This is a genomic window from Deinococcus radiopugnans ATCC 19172 (assembly GCF_006335125.1).
Classification (GTDB): Bacteria; Deinococcota; Deinococci; order Deinococcales; family Deinococcaceae; genus Deinococcus; species Deinococcus radiopugnans.
Window position 1 is genome coordinate 79,170 of the sequence record NZ_VDMO01000004.1, and the last position, 15,153, is coordinate 94,322.

Genomic DNA, 15,153 nt, shown 5'->3' on the forward strand with positions numbered 1-15,153 from the left:
GTGTAGGCGTCAGAAATGGGAAAATCGGTGAGGTGTCCAGCCGATTGGACACGGTGAAGGGCAATCAGACCGGAACCGGCGGACGGGCACGCCTGGGCCGCAGGTTCAGCAGCGCCAACCCGGCCAGGATGACGCCCACGCCAACCACCGACAGCACGCCCACCCGCTCGCCGGCCACCGCGCCCCAGAACAGCCCCCAGACCGGCAGCAGGTACGTGACCGCCACCACCTGCGTGCTGGAGATGCGCGACAGCAGGCCGTAATACAGCAGGTAGGCAAACCCGCTGCCGAAGACGCCCAGAAACAGCATGGACAGCACGGCCTGCGAGGTCAGCGCGGACGGCGCGGAGCCGAGGAGGGCGGCGGGCAGCAGCATCAATCCGGCCAGCGAGAGCTGAGTCGTCGCCAGCCCCACCGGGTTCAGGCCGTTCAGCGTGCGCTTGGCAATCACCGTCGCCACCGCGTAGCCCAGCCCCGCCGCCGCCAGCACCGTGACGCCCAGGGCCGAGGCGTGGCCGCCGCTCAGGCCGCCGAAGACGGTCAGGCCCACGCCGCCCAGGCCGATCAGCACGCCCAGGATCACGCGGGCGCTGGGGGCGATCTCGCGCACGCCCAGGCTGATCAGCAGCGTGAACAGCGGCGTGGTGGCGTTCAGGATGGCGGCGATATTGCTGGAGACGCTCAGCTCGCCCCACGCGAAGAACGTCCACGGCACCACGTTGTTGAAAAAGGCCACCAGCAGCAGCGGTTTCCACAACCGGGCGGGCGGCAGCGTGTGGCGGCCCAGCCGCAGCGCCAGCCACAGCACCGCCGCGCCGAACACGCAGCGCAGCAGCGCCACCCACAGCGGCGGGAACACCTCGCCCCCCCACTTGATCAGCAGGAACGAGATGCCCCACACGGCGGAGAGCGCAAACAGTTGCAGGGCGTCCTGACGGGTCACGGCCTGACTCTAGCGGGATCGGGGACGGCGGGGTTGGGAAGGGCCGGACGCAGACGGGCCAGTTCCGGCGTCAGCGCGGGCCAGTCGTCGGTCTGATCTGCCCCCGGTTGCCAGTTTTCCTTGCCGCTCCAGCGTTCCACCGCCAGCGAGTAGACACTCGTGCGCGCCAGGTCGCTGTCCAGAATCGGGCGGGTCTGCTCGCCGACGCGCAGGTCAGGAAACAGCCGCTCGGAGAGGACACGCAGGGCCTCGCGGGCCTCCTCGCGGTCGGTCAGCAGGCGAGCCGCGCCGAAGGCCACGACGCTGCGGTACTGCACGCTCAGTTCCAGCGGCGAGTTGCTGGGCAGGAGAGCGCCGATTTCCATGGCCTCGAAGGTGGCCGGGTGGCCCTGCCCGGTGTTGGCCCACAGCCGCCCGGTGATGTTGGTGTGGTACACGATGTCGTGCGTTTCGGGGCGGTAGGCGTAGGCCAGCGTCGTGATGAAGGGGAAGGGCTGCCCGTCCCCCGACTGCCAGACCGTCGCCACCCGTCCGATCCCCACGCGGGCCAGCAGGTCCCGAATCCAGGCGTCGTCCCGGCGGTTCTGCGGGCGGCGGCTGACGCTGGGGTCACGCTGCCGGGGATCGTAGAAGCCGCTCATGGCCGTAGACTAGCCGCATGGTGGCCCCCCGCGAAGCTCCACTTCGGCCCAAAAAGAGCAGTCCACTTCTGGACAGCCTGCCCGTGGCGCTGGCCCTGCACCGGGACGGCGTCCAGCCTCTGCACGCCCAACTGGCCGAGGGGTTGCGGGTGGCGGCGCTGTCGGGCGCGCTTCCCGCTGGGCTGAGGCTGCCCGGCTCGCGCACGCTGGCCGCCGAACTGGGCGTCACGCGCGGCGTGGTGGCCGACGCCTACGCCGAACTGGTGGCCGACGGCACGCTGGAGGCGGCAGTGGGCCGGGGCACGCGCGTTTCGGCAGGCGCGGCGCAGGCCGCCCAGCCCCGGACAGGCGAGGGCGGCGCCCCCGGCTGGTTCGTGGCCCCGCAGGCGGCCCCGGTGGACGGCCCCCCGCGCCCCGGAGGCGTCCACTTCCGGGTGGGCGTGGCGACGACGGCCACGCTGGATACGCGGGCGTGGCGGCAGGCCTGGGCGGCGGCGGCGCGGGCAGACGTGGCCGGCGACTACGGCGATCCGGCGGGCGAACCCGAACTGCGCGCGGCGCTGGCCGCCCTCGTGGCCCGGTCACGCGGGCTGGGCGCGGCGGCTGGGCGGGTGCTGGTCACGGCGGGTTCCCTGCAGGCGCTGAACCTGATCCTGAAACTGCTGCCCCCGCAGTCCAGGGTGCTGTTCGAGGCCACCGGCTACCGCGCGGCGCGGCAGGCCATCGTGGACGCCGGACACAGCCTGATCCCGCTGGGGCAGGACGTGGACGGCCCCGTGATCACCGCCGACACGCCCCCCGCCCGCCTGGCCTACGTGACCCCCAGCCACAGCTTTCCGCTGGGCGGGCGCATGAGCGTGCCGCGCCGACTGGCCCTGCTGGAGTGGGCCGCCAGGCATGACGCCCTGATTGTGGAGGACGACTACGACGGCGAGTTCCGCTACGGTGCGCCGCCGCTGCCCACGCTGGCGAGTCTGGACTCACAGGGCCGCGTCCTATACCTGGGCACGCTGTCCAAGGTGCTGACGCCGGGCCTGCGCACCGGCTTCCTGATCTGCCCGCCCGCGCTGCTGCCCGCGCTGGTGCGCGCCCGCACGTTGCTGGATTCGGGCCACCCGCTGCCCGTTCAGCACGCGCTGCTGCACCTGCTGAAGACCGGCGAGCTGGACCGCCACATCCGCCGCACGCGCCGCTGGCACGCGGGAGTGCGGGCCGTCTTGACCCAGATTCTGGAACCATTGGCTCCGCACGCCACGCTGGGCGGCATCGAGGCCGGGCTGCACGTCTGCCTGTTCCTGTCGCCGCCGCTGGACGCGCGGGCCGTGGCCGCCGAACTGTCCAGGCGCGGTGTTCACGTCTCCACACTGGACACCTACACCTTCGCCGGGGCCGTGCCCAACGCCCTGCTGCTGGGCTACGGCGGGCTGACCATTCAGCAGGCACAGGCGGGGGCACAGGAGATTGTGCGGGTGATCCTGGGCGGGGGCTAGACCTGAAGCCTAGCGCCGTCCCTTGACCAGCCAGGCGTGTTCCTCGATGCCCGCCGCCTGATTGGCCGCGCGCGCCATCACGAACAGCAGGTCCGATAAACGGTTCAGGTAGATCTGCACCTCGCGGTTGGCCTCCTCCACTTCCAGCAGGCGGATCACCTCTCGTTCGGCGCGGCGGGCCACCGTGCGGGCGATGTGCAGGGTGGCGGCGGCGGGCGTGCCACCGGGGTGGACGAAGCCGGTGAAGGGCGGCGCGGCCTCCTGATAGCGGTCGATCATGGCTTCCAGAAACGCGGAGTCCTGGGCGTCGATGCGGCTGATCTTCTTCTCGTAGGTGGTGCCGGGCCGGGTGGCAAGGTCCGCGCCCAGATCGAACAGGGCGTTTTGCAGGTATTCCAGATCCTGGTCCAGCGCGGCGTCGGGCTTGTGGCTGCGGGTGTTGTGGGCGCGGGCCAGACCGATGGCGCTGTTCAATTCGTCCACCGTGCCGTAGGCTTCCACGCGCGGGTGCGTCTTGCTCACGCGATCCGCGCCGTACAGTCCGGTGGTGCCGCCGTCGCCTGTCTTGGTGTAGAGCTTCATAGGCACAGGGTAGTGGGTTGGACGCGGCGGGGGGTGGGAACGGCGGCCCGCCGCGCGCCGCCCTCTATGCTGTTCCTCATGCCCCACCCCCCGTTTCCCATGCACGTCAGCGTGACCGAGGCCCGCGAGATGCTGTCCGCGCTGCTGCCCGCCCTGGGCACCGAGACCGTGCCCGTCGCCCAGGCCCTGGGCCGCACCCTGGCCGCCGATCTGGAAGCCCGGGTCAGCCACCCCAGCGCCACCGAGAGCGCCCTGGACGGCATTGCCGCCCGCGAGACCGACACGCTGAGCGCCAGCGCCGAGACGCCCGTTCGGCTGAGGATCGCCGGGGAGAGCCGCGCCGGGGTGCCATTTGACGGAACGGTAGGCGCGGGCGAGTGCGTGCGGATCTACACCGGGGCGCCGCTGCCCGCCGGGGTGGATGCCATCTGCCCCGTCGAGGAATTGCAGGACGACGGCCCCGAACACGTTCTGCTGCGGCGCCCCGCCTTCCCCGGCGACGTGCGCCCCGAGGGCGGCGACTTCCGCGCGGGCGAGGTGGTGATGCGGGCCGGACTGCGCCTGAGCGCCCCACGGGTGGCCCTGGCCGCCGCGTTGGGCCACGCGCGGGTGCCGGTGCGCCGCAGGATGCGCGTAGCGCTGCTCTCCACCGGGGACGAGGTCATCGAGCCTGGACTGCCCCTGAAACCCGGTCAGGTGTACGACAGCAACCGCGTCGGGCTGTCGGCCATGCTGCAGGAGAGCGGCTGCGAGGTCATCGAACTGGGCCACGCCCCGGACAGCCCCGCGTCGCTGCAGGCGGCCCTCGGGGCAGCGGGCGGCGCGAACGTGCTGCTCACCAGCGGCGGCGTCAGCATGGGCCGGTACGACTTCATGCGTGACCTGCTCGTCGAACACGGCAGCGTCTCGTTCTGGAAGGTCAGGATGCGGCCCGGTGGCCCGGCCATCCTGGGCGGCTGGAACGGGTTGCCGGTGTTCGGCCTGCCGGGGAATCCGGTCAGCAGTCTGGTGGTCTTTCACGTGATCGTGCGCCCGGCCCTGACCGGGCAGCCGGTACAGAGCTTAAAGCTGCGTGCGGCCACGCCCTTCCGTGGCCTGAAGGACAAGACCGCCTTCTGGCGCGGCGTGATCCGGGAGGGCGAGGTGGGCGACTACGGCGCCCAGGGCAGCGGCATCCTGCGCTCGCTGAGCGACGCGGACGCGCTGGTGATCGTGCCGGAGGGCGGCGCGGTGGAAGTCGGAGAGGTGGTGGACGTGGTGCTACTGTAAGCGCCCTCAGCCCAGTCCCAGCAGCCGCGTCAGGATGACGTGATGATCCTCAGAAAAACGGCGCGGGCGGGCCAGAGCGGTGGTCAGAGGAACCGCGTGGCAGGCGAAGGCAGGAGGCGGCTCAGCAAGGTAAATATGCGCGGCCGTCGGGGCCACCAGCGCGCGGGCCGGATGATCGAACACCGCCGTTGCCCCGGCGCGGGGCGGCTGGCCTGGCGGCAGCACGTGGCCCGGCAGCTCCCACAAGCCCTGCCCGATGGGGCCAGGGCGGGTGTGCAGCATCACCCTCTCCTCTGCCCGCCACAGCCAGCGTTCCTCGGCCAGATGGACGCCGGGTGGCAGGGCCGCGCGGGCCGCCGCCACCGCCCGCCACTCGGCCTGGAGGCGGGTGAAGGCGGGGGTGTGGGCAAAGGCTTCCAGAAAAGCCCGGACGGCGGCGGGCACGGCGGGGGGCAGCGGCTGACCCTCGAACAGCGCGCGGCGCAGATCGGTGGCATTCAGCTCCGGCGTCTGTGGCACGTTCAGGCGAGACCAGCCGGGGAACCAGCGCAGGTAGGCGCTGCTGGCGTCCTTCTCGAAACCGACGAGGGCCAGCGCCGCCGCCGGGCCGAACACGCTGGCGGCCTGGGCACGAACTTCGGCGGCCCAGCGTTCCGCGTCGAAATGATCGGGCAGCGGGCGGAAGGTCACGCGCCGCACATCGGCCCCGGCCTCGCGCAGGACGGCGCGGAACATGCTCGCTCGCTCGGGGGCGCTCCAGGGGTTGTGGACGCTGCGGGCCAGATTGGCGCTGCCGGGCAGCACCAGCACGCGCGGGGCCGCCTCCAGCGCGTGCAGCACGCTGCCGACATGGGCGGCGTGCGGGGGCTGGAACCGCCCCACGTACACCGCGCCGGCAGGCGGGTTCACTTCAATTCAGCCCGCAAGCCTGCGCTGACCGAGTCGCGCAGCCCCGACACGTCCACGCCCAGGCTGACGCGGTAGACGTGCGGGTTGAGCAGGCGGCGCGTCTCGGCGGGCAGGCGGGCCAGTTCACAGTGAGCGCGGGCCTGGATTTCGGGCAGCGTCCCGGCGGGCTGGGTACGCCCACCGCCGGCCATCACGGTCTGGCGGGCGTCTTCCCACGTCAGCGTGGCAGGCAGCCGGGCCGAACGCAGCGGGTTGGTGGGATCGGTCACGAGCTGCCCGGCCTGCGGCGCCTCGCCCAGCGTGAGAACGTCCCAGCCGAAGGTTTTATCCTCGGCCTGCGCCCGCCACACCCGCTTGACGCCCGGCAGGCTGGACTTGACCGGATCGCCGGTCAGCTTCATGCGGGGCCGTCCGTCCAGCTGCGCCAGCTTGTACACGCCGCCCAGCGCCCCGCCTCCCGTCCCGCCTGCCGTGACCAGCTGGGTGCCGACGCCGTACACGTCCACCCGTCCGCCCTCGGCGATGATGGCCGCGATCACCCCTTCGGACAGGTCGTTGCTGGCGACGATCTTCACGTCCGGAAATCCAGCTCCGTCCAGCGCCGCGCGCACCGTGCGCGACAGGTAGGCCAGGTCGCCGCTGTCCAGCCGCACGCCGCGCAGCTCATGACCACTCCGGCGCAACTCGCGGGCCACTGTCAGGGCATTCGGCAGCCCGCTGTTCAGGGTGTCCACGGTGTCCAGCAGCAGCGTGGTGCTGTCGGGGTAGACCCGCGCGTAGGCCCGGAAGGCGCTGAGCTCGTCGGGAAAACTTTCCACCCAGGCGTGGGCGTGCGTGCCGGTCAGGGGCAGGCCGAAGCGCTGCCCGGCCTGCACGTTGCTGCTGCCCGTGGCCCCGCCCACGAAGGCGGCCCGCGCCGCGCTGAGCGCCCCGTCCGGCCCCTGGGCACGGCGGGTGCCGAATTCGATCACCTCGCCGCCATGGGGACTGGCGGCGGCGGCCAGCACGCAGCGGGCCGCTTTTGTCGCCACCAGGGTCTGAAAGTTGAGGGTGTTCAGCAGCATGGTCTCGATGAGCTGAGCCTCCCACAGCGGGGCGGTGAGGGTCAGCAACGGCTCGTGCGCGAACACCACGCGGCCCTCGGCGAAGGCATTGATCTGGCCGGAGAAGCGCCAGTCACGCAGGGCAGCCAGGAAGTCGGGACGGAACAGACCCAGCGTGTCCAGATACGCCAATTCGTCCTCTGTGAAGCGCAGGGTTTCGAGGGTCTCCAGCAGTTCCTCCAGCCCGGCCCAGACCGCGTAGCCCCCCTGGTACGGCAATTTCCGGAAGAACATGTCGAACACCGCCGTCTGCGTGTGCAGCCCACTGGCGAAGTAGCCCTGCATCATGGTGAGCTGGTACAGGTCGGTCAGCAGCGCGGAGGGGATCACGGGAAAAGTGTAGAGGCTGCCCCGCCCCGTCCGCCGCAACATGACAGCAATCTCAAGCCCACACGGCTGGCCCTGGCCCACCCGTCGCCCGATACTCGGGCCATGACCCAGACGGCCCCCGCTGGCCTGCGTGAGCGCATCCGCCGAGAGTTGCAGGTGCTGCCCCAGATCGATCCGGCCACAGAAGTCGAGCGGCGCGTGGCCTTTCTGACCGACTACCTGCGCAGCACTCCGGCGCGCGGCCTCGTGCTGGGCATCAGCGGCGGGCAGGACAGCACGCTGGCCGGACGGCTGTGCCAGCTGGCCGCCGAGCGGCTGCGGAAGGCGGGGCATGAGGCCACCTTCACCGCCGTCCGGCTGCCCTACGGCACTCAGAGCGACGAGGCCGACGCGCAGCTTGCGCTGGACTTCATCCGCCCGGACCGCTGCCTGACCGTGAATATTCAGGCGGCGGCGGACGCCAGCGCGGAAGCGGCCCACGCGGCCACCGGGGAACGCCTGCGCGACTTCGTGCGCGGCAACATCAAGGCCCGCGAGCGCATGGTGGCGCAGTACGCGCTGGCCGGGCAGGACGGGCTGCTGGTGGTCGGCACCGATCACGCCGCCGAGGCGATCACCGGCTTCTACACCAAGTACGGCGACGGCGGCGCGGACGTGACCCCTCTGAGCGGTCTGAGCAAACGCCAGGGCGCGCAATTGTTGCAGCATCTGGGCGCCCCCGAGCGCACCTGGCGCAAGGTGCCCACCGCCGACCTGGAAGATGACCGCCCCGGCGTGCCCGACGAGGTGGCCCTGGGCCTGACCTACGCCCAGATCGACGACTATCTGGAAGGCCAGGAGGTGGCCGAGGAGGTGGCCCAGCGTCTGGAACGGATGTACCTCAACACCCGCCACAAACGGACGGTGCCGGTGACGCCGTTTGACGATTGGTGGCGCGAGAACGGGTAGACAGGCTTGAGAAGGCAAATCATCTCCCGGTTCTGCCCCGGGCGCTCTACCCTAAGGATGTGAAAAAACTTTTTCTGCCCCTCCTCAGCTCCGCGCTCCTGCTGGCCGCCTGTGGTGGTGGGGGGAGCCCTCAGCCTGCCGATACCACGCCGCCCAAATCCACGGCTTACCAGGGCCAGTATTACTGGGTGCTGTTCACCGATCTGGCGAAACCCGAGACCAGCGTGGTTGGCGAGGGTACGGTCATCTTTAACGGTGAATACAAGGGGAGGGAGGGCCAAATGCTCGGCGACGGAACCTATCTGAAGGCGCGTCCCATGCCCGAGATGAGAGGAGAAGCGTTCATCGGTGAACTCACACTGGACGGGCAGAAAGCGCTGACGAACGCCTTTTTCCATGACAGCAGCGAGGTCAAGTCCTACCTGATCGCCATTGACGCTGACGGGGCGTTCAGTCCAGACGAGAAGGGCAACCCTTTCTTTGCCGGGGAAGCAGCGACATTCAATCTGAGCGGTGACGTTGAGACCGAGGGCTATTTCGGAATGGTCCGTACCAACATAGATCCGAACGCCAAAACGTCCACTCTCTCCAGCAATCAGAAGGCCGTGGCAAAGGCCCGGTTGATGGCCGCCCTAGAGACCTCTCAGCCTTCCCTTTCGCGTTCGGACATGGGTGAGTTGAAGGATGGCGCGGCTCAGCTCGAACGTCTGCGCCGTTAAATCTGCACTGTAGGGGGGGCGTGCGGAGGAGCGTGGCACCTGATCCGGCGCTCCGCTCCTCCGCTTCGATTCCTGACGGTTCGCCGTCGTTCCACCAGAAACCAAAGTGCGGGCATTCGCTTCACAGTGGCCTTGAGGCGGACAGACCGTTTCTCTCGCCTCCCGCCCGTGTTAGCCTCTGGGCCGTGAGACAACGATGATTTCCGCCGTGACGTTGGCTGTGATCGGTGTGGGCCTGCTGGCCGGGGTACTGGGCGCAATTCTGGGGCTGGGCGGCGGCGTGGTGGTGGTGCCCGCGCTGGAATTCGTGCTGCCGCGCCTGGGACAGGAGATCACCATTGGGCAGGCCATCGCCATCAGTCAGATCGGGGTGCTGGCGGTGGGCCTCAGCGGAGCCGCCGCGTACCTGCAACGCGGGCTGGTGCGCGCCCGCACCGGCTACCTGCTCTCGCCCTACACCATCGTGGGCGGCGCGGTGGGCAGTTTCCTGGGGCTGGTGCTGCCCGCACAGGCGGTGGCCAGCGTGTTCGCCGCGCTGCTGCTGTACTCGGCCTACAACCTGCTGCGCGGCCTGAAACGGGTGGAGGTTGAGCGCGAGCCCAGCCGCATGGTCACCCCAGCCATGACCTTTGCGGGCATCATGAGTGGCCTGCTGGGCATCGGCGGCGGCACGGTGCAGGTGCCGGTGCTGAACCTGATGGCGGGCCTGCCGATCCGACAGGCGATTGCCACCAGCACCTTCATCATGGGCCTGACCGCCGTGGGCAACGCGCTGGTCTATCAGGCGGGGGGGCTGCTGGACCTGCGGCTGGCCGCCGGGGTGGCGCTGGGCGTGCTGATCGGCGCGCGGGCCGGGGCGGGGCTGCAAAGCCGCATTCCTGCGGACCGGCTGAAACTGGTGTTCAGCCTGCTGCTGATCTTTACCGCGGTGCAACTGCTGTGGAAGTACTGGGGGAACGCATGACCGAACCACAATCTGAAATCGCCGGACTGCCGTCGTGGCTGTATCCGGCCGGATTCTGGGTGGGCGTGGCGCTGCTGGCCGTCGGCGTGCTGTTTCCAGATCTGGCCGCCGTGGGGGTGGCCTGGATTGGCGCCGTGCCGGTGCTGGCGGCGCTGTGGGTGGCCGTGGCCGCGTGGAACCGGGACCGCCGCCTGAGCGTGGCCGCGCTGCTGGCACTGGCAGGTCTGGTGGCCGTGTTCCTGGTCAAGGGTCTGGTCTGAACCCGAGTAGCAATTGGGGGCAGACGCCCTCGCCCATCAACCGACAATCAAAGTGAATTCAGAACATTGCCTGAATCAGGACACGTCTGGGAGCAGTGTGAATCCCCCCAAAAGTGTCCTTTGCTGACGTGACGCCTCCGCTCTTTCGGTTAATGCGCTGAGGCAAGGCATTTCTGTTTCACCTTCATCTGGATGACCCATCCAGAAGCTGCGTGCTGAAGACCCAGAACCAGTTTTCCCAGGGATTCATATTGTTGTTGAAAATCGTTCAACGTTAAGCTATAATCTCGCTATGACTTCCTCCTCTTTAAGCCAGACTTCCCCGGTTCAGGGTCTGCACCACGTCACGGTGATGGCGAGCGACCCGCAGCGCAACATCGACTTCTACACCAGGGTGCTGGGGCAGCGCATGGTTAAGGTGACTGTCAACTTCGACGATCCCGGCACCTATCACCTGTACTACGGGGACCGCACCGGGCAGCCGGGGACGATCATGACCCACTTTCCCTGGCCCGGCGCGGCGCGCGGCGTGCGCGGCAACGGCGAGATCGTGGCGACGGCCTACAGCGCCCCGGCGGCCTCGTATGACTACTGGCTGGGCCGCCTGACCGGACTGGGGCTGAAGGTGCGCGGGGGCCAGCGCTTCGGTCACCCCATGCTGACGGTGGACGACCCGGACGGCACCTGGGTGGAACTGGTCTTCGAGGACGGCGCACCCGTGGAAGAGTGGCCCGCCTCGCCCATCCCCAGCGAACACGCCCTGCGCGGCTTTCACTCGGTCACCGGCTGGGTGCGGGACACCGGGGCCGTGCGCGAGTTGCTGGTGGGCCAACTGGGCTTCACCGAAATGGGCAGCGAGGACGATGCCGAGGGCCAGCGCACCCGCTTCCGGGGAAGCGGCGATGACGATGGAGGCGCAGGTGTGGGCCTGTTCGTGGACGTGGTGGAACGGCCCGGCCAACCGCGCGGCTCGTTCGGGGCGGGCAGCGTGCATCACGTCGCCCTGCGGACCCGCGACGACGAGCAGCAGGCCGCGTACATGGAAAGCCTGATGGCAGCGGGCTTCCGGCCCACCCCGGTGCAGGACCGCCAGTACTTCCACAGCATCTATTTCCGGGAGAGCAACGGCATCCTGTTCGAGATCGCCACCGACGCCCCCGGCTTTCCCGATGACGAGCCGGTGGACGAGCTGGGCCAGCACCTCAAGCTGCCCGCGTGGTACGAGGCCCGCCGTCCCACCATCGAGGCGCACCTGCCGCGCATCACCAGCCCCGAGTACGGCGTGACGCTGGGCACGCGGGAGCTGGGGACAACACCACCGGTTCACGAGGAAGACGCGCCCTCCAGCATTCAGGTCTTGACCGCCGGACGCCCGCTGGGCGAGGCGCGCGTGGCGGCCATCCTGCTGCACGGACGCGGCGCCACGGCGCAGGACATCCTGTCGCTGGAGGGGGACCTGAACCTGAGCGCCTTCACCTACCTGGCCCCGCAGGCGGACGGCAACAGTTGGTATCCACAGTCGTTCCTGGCCCCGGTGGAACAGAATCAGCCTTACCTGGACGCCGCGCTGGCGACGGTGGACGCCCTGCTGGGCGAGCTGGAGGCGCAGGGCATCCCGCCGCAGAACGTGGTGCTGGGGGGCTTCAGCCAGGGCGCGTGCCTGGCGCTGGAATACGCCAGCCGCAGCCGGGCGCGGTTGGGCGGCGTTGTGGCCCTGAGCGGCGCGCTGATCACGCTGGACGAGACCGGCGATCTGGACGGTCTACCGGTCTTCATGGGCGTGGCCCCGGACGACGCGCATATTCCGCTGGACCGCTTCCAGGCCAGCGAGGAGCTGCTGCGCTCGCGCGGCGCGAAGGTGGACGCCCGCGTCTTTCCGGGGCTAGGCCACTCAGTCAACACCGAGGAACTGGACGCCATGCGGGCGCTGATGCAGGCGGTGGTGGGGCAGGCGTAAGGCGAGTCACCGGGACGCGGACGGGTACGGAACGCTCTCTCCCTGGAGAGGGCTTTTCCATGGCCCATGCAGGCGGGTAATGGACCGATCAAACTATCGCTCCTGGCTCCCTACCACGGGGAGAGTCGCCGCCCTGCTTGCAGAGGGGAGTTGCGAGAGCTTGTAGGTGAAGGGTCTTAACGCAGCGTCGCCGCGATAAAGACCGGCACCGCGTCCGGTCCCTCGAAGCCCGACCCGTAGGCCCGCACGGTCACCAGCACGCGGTTGCCGCGCACGTCCACCCGCTCCAGCGAGTAACGGGCGGCGCACAGGCGGTCTGCGGGCAGACTCAAGTCCTGGTGGATGGTCTGCGTGTTCACGGTCAGGCGGAAGCCGGTGGGCGCATTCCCCGGCCCCAGCAGATCGCCGTAGGGGCAGGTGGAGGGCAGCGTATAGACGTTCAGCTTAATTGGGACGGGCACGGACCACAGGGCCACGTTGGAGATTCCAGTCTGTCCCGCGCCCAGACCGTCGCTCCACTGCGGAAACGGCCGCGGATACACGCGGCTGTATTTCGCGGCCGACACGACCCCCGGCGTCAATCCGTAAGCCGAGAGCGTGGCCGGGGTGGGGGGCGTGGTCAGCAGCGTCCAGCGCAGGGTGTTGGGCGCGGCGTCTGCTGTTTTCTGACGGCTGTAGAGCTGCGCGCCCGTCGCCGTGCTGAACACCTTCAGGCTGGCCGTGCCGAAACCGGAGCCGTCCCGCACCCCCGAAGTCAGGACCATCACCCGCGAGGAGTCGGCGGAGAAGCGCACCTGGTTGACCGGAATGCGCTCGTTCGCCGCAGCGAGCGTGACGGTGGCGGCCAGGGTCAGCGTCAGCAGATGTCTCATGACTGAGCGTACACCCGGCCCGACGCCACACGACATACTGCCGAAAAACCGCGTCCCATCCTGACTTCTCCGCTCAGGATGAAGCATTGAGTTTGTCATGGCAGGGAGATAGAATGGGCTTATTGAGAATAATTCCTGTTAAGGATTCTCTGCCAGGAGGCCCAGTGACCACATCTACCCCCACCAGTTTCACCGCGCCCACCCCTCAACCGCGCTTCAACCTCTCGCCGCAACTGCGCTTTGCCGTCCTCATGACGGGCCTGACCCTGGGGGGGCTGCTGGTGGGGGCGACGGGACAGTATCTCCTCCAGCAACCCGCCGTCATGTGGGGGGGCTACCTCGTCGCGTACTTGGCGGGGGGGATTCCCGCCGGGCGCGAGGCGATGCACAGCCTGTTCGTGGAACGCAAGCTGGACGTGGACCTGCTGATGGTGCTGGCGGCCCTGGGCGCGGCGAGCATCGGGCAGGCGGCGGACGGGGCGATCTTGCTGTTCCTGTTCAGCCTGAGCAACACCCTGCAGGACTGGGCGATGGGCCGCACCAAGAACGCCATCAGCGCCCTGATGGATCTGAATCCGGCGGGGGCCACCGTGCGCCGGGATGGGCGCGAACGCTGGTGTGAGCTGGGCGAGATCAGGGTTGGCGACATGCTGATCGTCAAGCCCGGCGAGCGCATCGCCGCCGACGCCCGCGTGACGCGGGGGCAGACCGCCGTGGACGAGTCGCCCATCACCGGGGAAAGCCTGCCCATCGACAAGGCGGTGGGCGCGGAACTGGCCTCCGGCACCGTCAACCTGAACGGCAGCGTGGAGGCCGAGGTGCTGCGTCCGGCGGGCGACAGCACCCTGGCCCGCCTGGTGGCCCTGATGGAACAGGCGCAGACGGCCAAGAGCCGCACCGAGACCGTCACCGAGCGCTGGGAAAGCCCTTACGCAACGGTGGTGCTGGTGCTGGTGCCGCTGGTCTTCGCGTTGCTGCGCTACGGGTTTAATTTGAATGTGGACGACTCGTGGTACCGCGCCATGACCTTCATGGTGGTGGCCAGCCCCTGTGCGGTGGTCATCAGCACGCCCGCCGTGATGCTCAGCGCGATGGCGGCGGCGGCGCGCGGCGGCGTGCTGTTCAAGAGCAGCGCGGCGATGGACGCCCTGGCCCGCGTGAACACGGTGGCCTTCGACAAGACCGGCACCCTGACCCAGGCGAAGATGACCGTGGCCCGCGTGCTGGCCGCCGAGCATATGGAAGGGGGCGAAGCCGGGGCGCTGGCCCTGGCCGCCGGGCTGGAAAGCCACAGCGAACACCCCATTGCGCAGGCGGTGGTGACGCTGGCGCGTGAACGGGGCGTGGCTCCGGTTCCCGTGCGAAATGCTCAGGCCGTACCCGGCATGGGCATCGAGGCCACGCTGAACGGCGGCGAGCTGGGCAGTGTCCAAAGGGCCTGGGCGGGCAACCTCCGCCTGATGACGCGGGAGGGGGCCAGCCTGAGTCCGGCCCAGGACGCCGCCCTGCGCGAGCTGAACGCCGAGGGCAGCAGCAGCGTGATCGTGGGCGTAGGCGCGCGGGTGCTGGCCGTGATGGGTGTGTCCGACACGCTGCGCCCCGGCATTGCCGAGGCCATTTCCAGCCTGCGGGCGGCGGGCGTGGCCCATCAGGTCATGCTGACCGGCGACAAGATGGAGGTGGCCCAGGCCGTGGCCGCCCAGATCGGCCTGACCGAGTACCGCGCCGAGCTGCTGCCCGAGGACAAACTGCGGATCATGGGCGAGTTGCCCGGCCCGCTGGCGATGGTGGGCGACGGCGTGAACGACGCGCCCGCCCTGGCCCGCGCCGATCTGGGCATTGCCGTCGCCAGCGGCACCGACGTGGCGATTGAAAGCGCCGACGTGGTGCTGATGAAAAACGATCTGGGCAAGCTGGCCGGGGCCGTGAAACTGGCGAAGGACGCCCGCCGCACCGTGTTCATGAACCTGGCCTTTGCCTTCGGGGTGATCCTGCTGATTGCGCCGCTGGCGGTGGCCGGGCATATCCCGCTGCCGCTGGGCGTGATCGCGCACGAGGGCGGCACCGTGTTCGTGGTGTTCATGGGGCTGCGGCTGCTGGGGCACCGGCTGTAGATCAGACCCGTTATACGGATTCCGTTTGTTTCGTGTAGAAATCGGGACAGCT

General features: G+C 69.3%; 14 protein-coding genes. 8 read left to right on the forward strand and 6 right to left on the reverse strand.

Annotation, left to right across the window (positions count from 1 at the left end; translation table 11 throughout):
* Nucleotides 1–64 precede the first annotated feature (64 nt).
* Nucleotides 65–943, reverse strand: a complete 879-nt coding sequence (locus FHR04_RS04625; protein WP_139401182.1) for a DMT family transporter — start codon at nucleotides 941–943, stop codon at nucleotides 65–67.
* Nucleotides 940–1,584: a pyridoxamine 5'-phosphate oxidase family protein gene (locus tag FHR04_RS04630; RefSeq protein WP_139401184.1), complete on the reverse strand. Its 645-nt coding sequence runs from the start codon at nucleotides 1,582–1,584 to the stop codon at nucleotides 940–942. Before FHR04_RS04630 ends, FHR04_RS04625 begins: the two co-directional genes overlap by 4 nt.
* Nucleotides 1,585–1,601: 17 nt before the next feature.
* On the opposite strand from FHR04_RS04630, the gene pdxR reads away from it, so the two are divergent.
* Entirely contained in the window at nucleotides 1,602–3,074 is a 1,473-nt protein-coding gene (pdxR, locus tag FHR04_RS04635) for a MocR-like pyridoxine biosynthesis transcription factor PdxR (RefSeq protein WP_139401186.1), read from the forward strand.
* Nucleotides 3,075–3,083: 9 nt separating this feature from the next.
* On the opposite strand, the gene FHR04_RS04640 is transcribed toward pdxR, so the two are convergent.
* Nucleotides 3,084–3,656 (reverse strand): cob(I)yrinic acid a,c-diamide adenosyltransferase, encoded by a 573-nt coding sequence (locus FHR04_RS04640; protein ID WP_139401188.1) that lies wholly within the window; start codon nucleotides 3,654–3,656, stop codon nucleotides 3,084–3,086.
* 78 nt (nucleotides 3,657–3,734) lie between these two features.
* Between FHR04_RS04640 and FHR04_RS04645 the strand changes: the two genes are divergently transcribed.
* Nucleotides 3,735–4,925: a molybdopterin molybdotransferase MoeA gene (locus FHR04_RS04645; RefSeq protein ID WP_139401190.1), complete on the forward strand. Its 1,191-nt coding sequence runs from the start codon at nucleotides 3,735–3,737 to the stop codon at nucleotides 4,923–4,925.
* 6 nt (nucleotides 4,926–4,931) lie between these two features.
* Here FHR04_RS04645 and FHR04_RS04650 read toward each other — a convergent pair whose 3' ends face one another.
* Both FHR04_RS04650 and FHR04_RS04655 read right to left on the reverse strand, forming a co-directional pair.
* On the reverse strand, nucleotides 4,932–5,834 hold the full coding sequence (locus FHR04_RS04650) for an ADP-ribose pyrophosphatase (RefSeq protein ID WP_139401192.1): 903 nt from the start codon (nucleotides 5,832–5,834) through the stop codon (nucleotides 4,932–4,934).
* Nucleotides 5,831–7,309 (reverse strand): nicotinate phosphoribosyltransferase, encoded by a 1,479-nt coding sequence (locus tag FHR04_RS04655; protein WP_139401194.1) that lies wholly within the window; start codon nucleotides 7,307–7,309, stop codon nucleotides 5,831–5,833. The genes FHR04_RS04650 and FHR04_RS04655 overlap by 4 nt, the downstream gene beginning before the upstream one ends.
* Before the next feature lie 60 nt (nucleotides 7,310–7,369).
* Between FHR04_RS04655 and nadE the strand changes: the two genes are divergently transcribed.
* The 5 genes from nadE (at nucleotide 7,370) to FHR04_RS04680 (ending at nucleotide 12,115) form a co-directional block, all read left to right on the forward strand.
* Nucleotides 7,370–8,215, forward strand: coding sequence for an ammonia-dependent NAD(+) synthetase (gene nadE / locus FHR04_RS04660; RefSeq protein WP_139401196.1), 846 nt, complete (start codon nucleotides 7,370–7,372; stop codon nucleotides 8,213–8,215).
* A 59-nt stretch (nucleotides 8,216–8,274) separates the two neighbouring features.
* Nucleotides 8,275–8,934 (forward strand): hypothetical protein, encoded by a 660-nt coding sequence (locus tag FHR04_RS04665; RefSeq protein WP_139401198.1) that lies wholly within the window; start codon nucleotides 8,275–8,277, stop codon nucleotides 8,932–8,934.
* A 196-nt stretch (nucleotides 8,935–9,130) separates the two neighbouring features.
* The gene (locus FHR04_RS04670; protein ID WP_039684611.1) at nucleotides 9,131–9,898 is read left to right on the forward strand and encodes a sulfite exporter TauE/SafE family protein; all 768 of its coding nucleotides are present in this window, start codon (nucleotides 9,131–9,133) and stop codon (nucleotides 9,896–9,898) included.
* Complete coding sequence (locus FHR04_RS04675) at nucleotides 9,895–10,158, forward strand: hypothetical protein (RefSeq protein ID WP_139401200.1); 264 nt, start codon at nucleotides 9,895–9,897, stop codon at nucleotides 10,156–10,158. Before FHR04_RS04670 ends, FHR04_RS04675 begins: the two co-directional genes overlap by 4 nt.
* Before the next feature lie 292 nt (nucleotides 10,159–10,450).
* The gene (locus tag FHR04_RS04680) at nucleotides 10,451–12,115 is read left to right on the forward strand and encodes a VOC family protein (RefSeq protein WP_139401202.1); all 1,665 of its coding nucleotides are present in this window, start codon (nucleotides 10,451–10,453) and stop codon (nucleotides 12,113–12,115) included.
* A 176-nt stretch (nucleotides 12,116–12,291) separates the two neighbouring features.
* Here FHR04_RS04680 and FHR04_RS04685 read toward each other — a convergent pair whose 3' ends face one another.
* Nucleotides 12,292–12,987: a DUF2259 domain-containing protein gene (locus tag FHR04_RS04685; protein WP_170213854.1), complete on the reverse strand. Its 696-nt coding sequence runs from the start codon at nucleotides 12,985–12,987 to the stop codon at nucleotides 12,292–12,294.
* A 164-nt stretch (nucleotides 12,988–13,151) separates the two neighbouring features.
* Here FHR04_RS04685 and FHR04_RS04690 point away from each other — a divergent pair, with 164 nt between their 5' ends.
* Nucleotides 13,152–15,101: a heavy metal translocating P-type ATPase gene (locus tag FHR04_RS04690; protein ID WP_249038985.1), complete on the forward strand. Its 1,950-nt coding sequence runs from the start codon at nucleotides 13,152–13,154 to the stop codon at nucleotides 15,099–15,101.
* Nucleotides 15,102–15,153 lie beyond the last annotated feature (52 nt).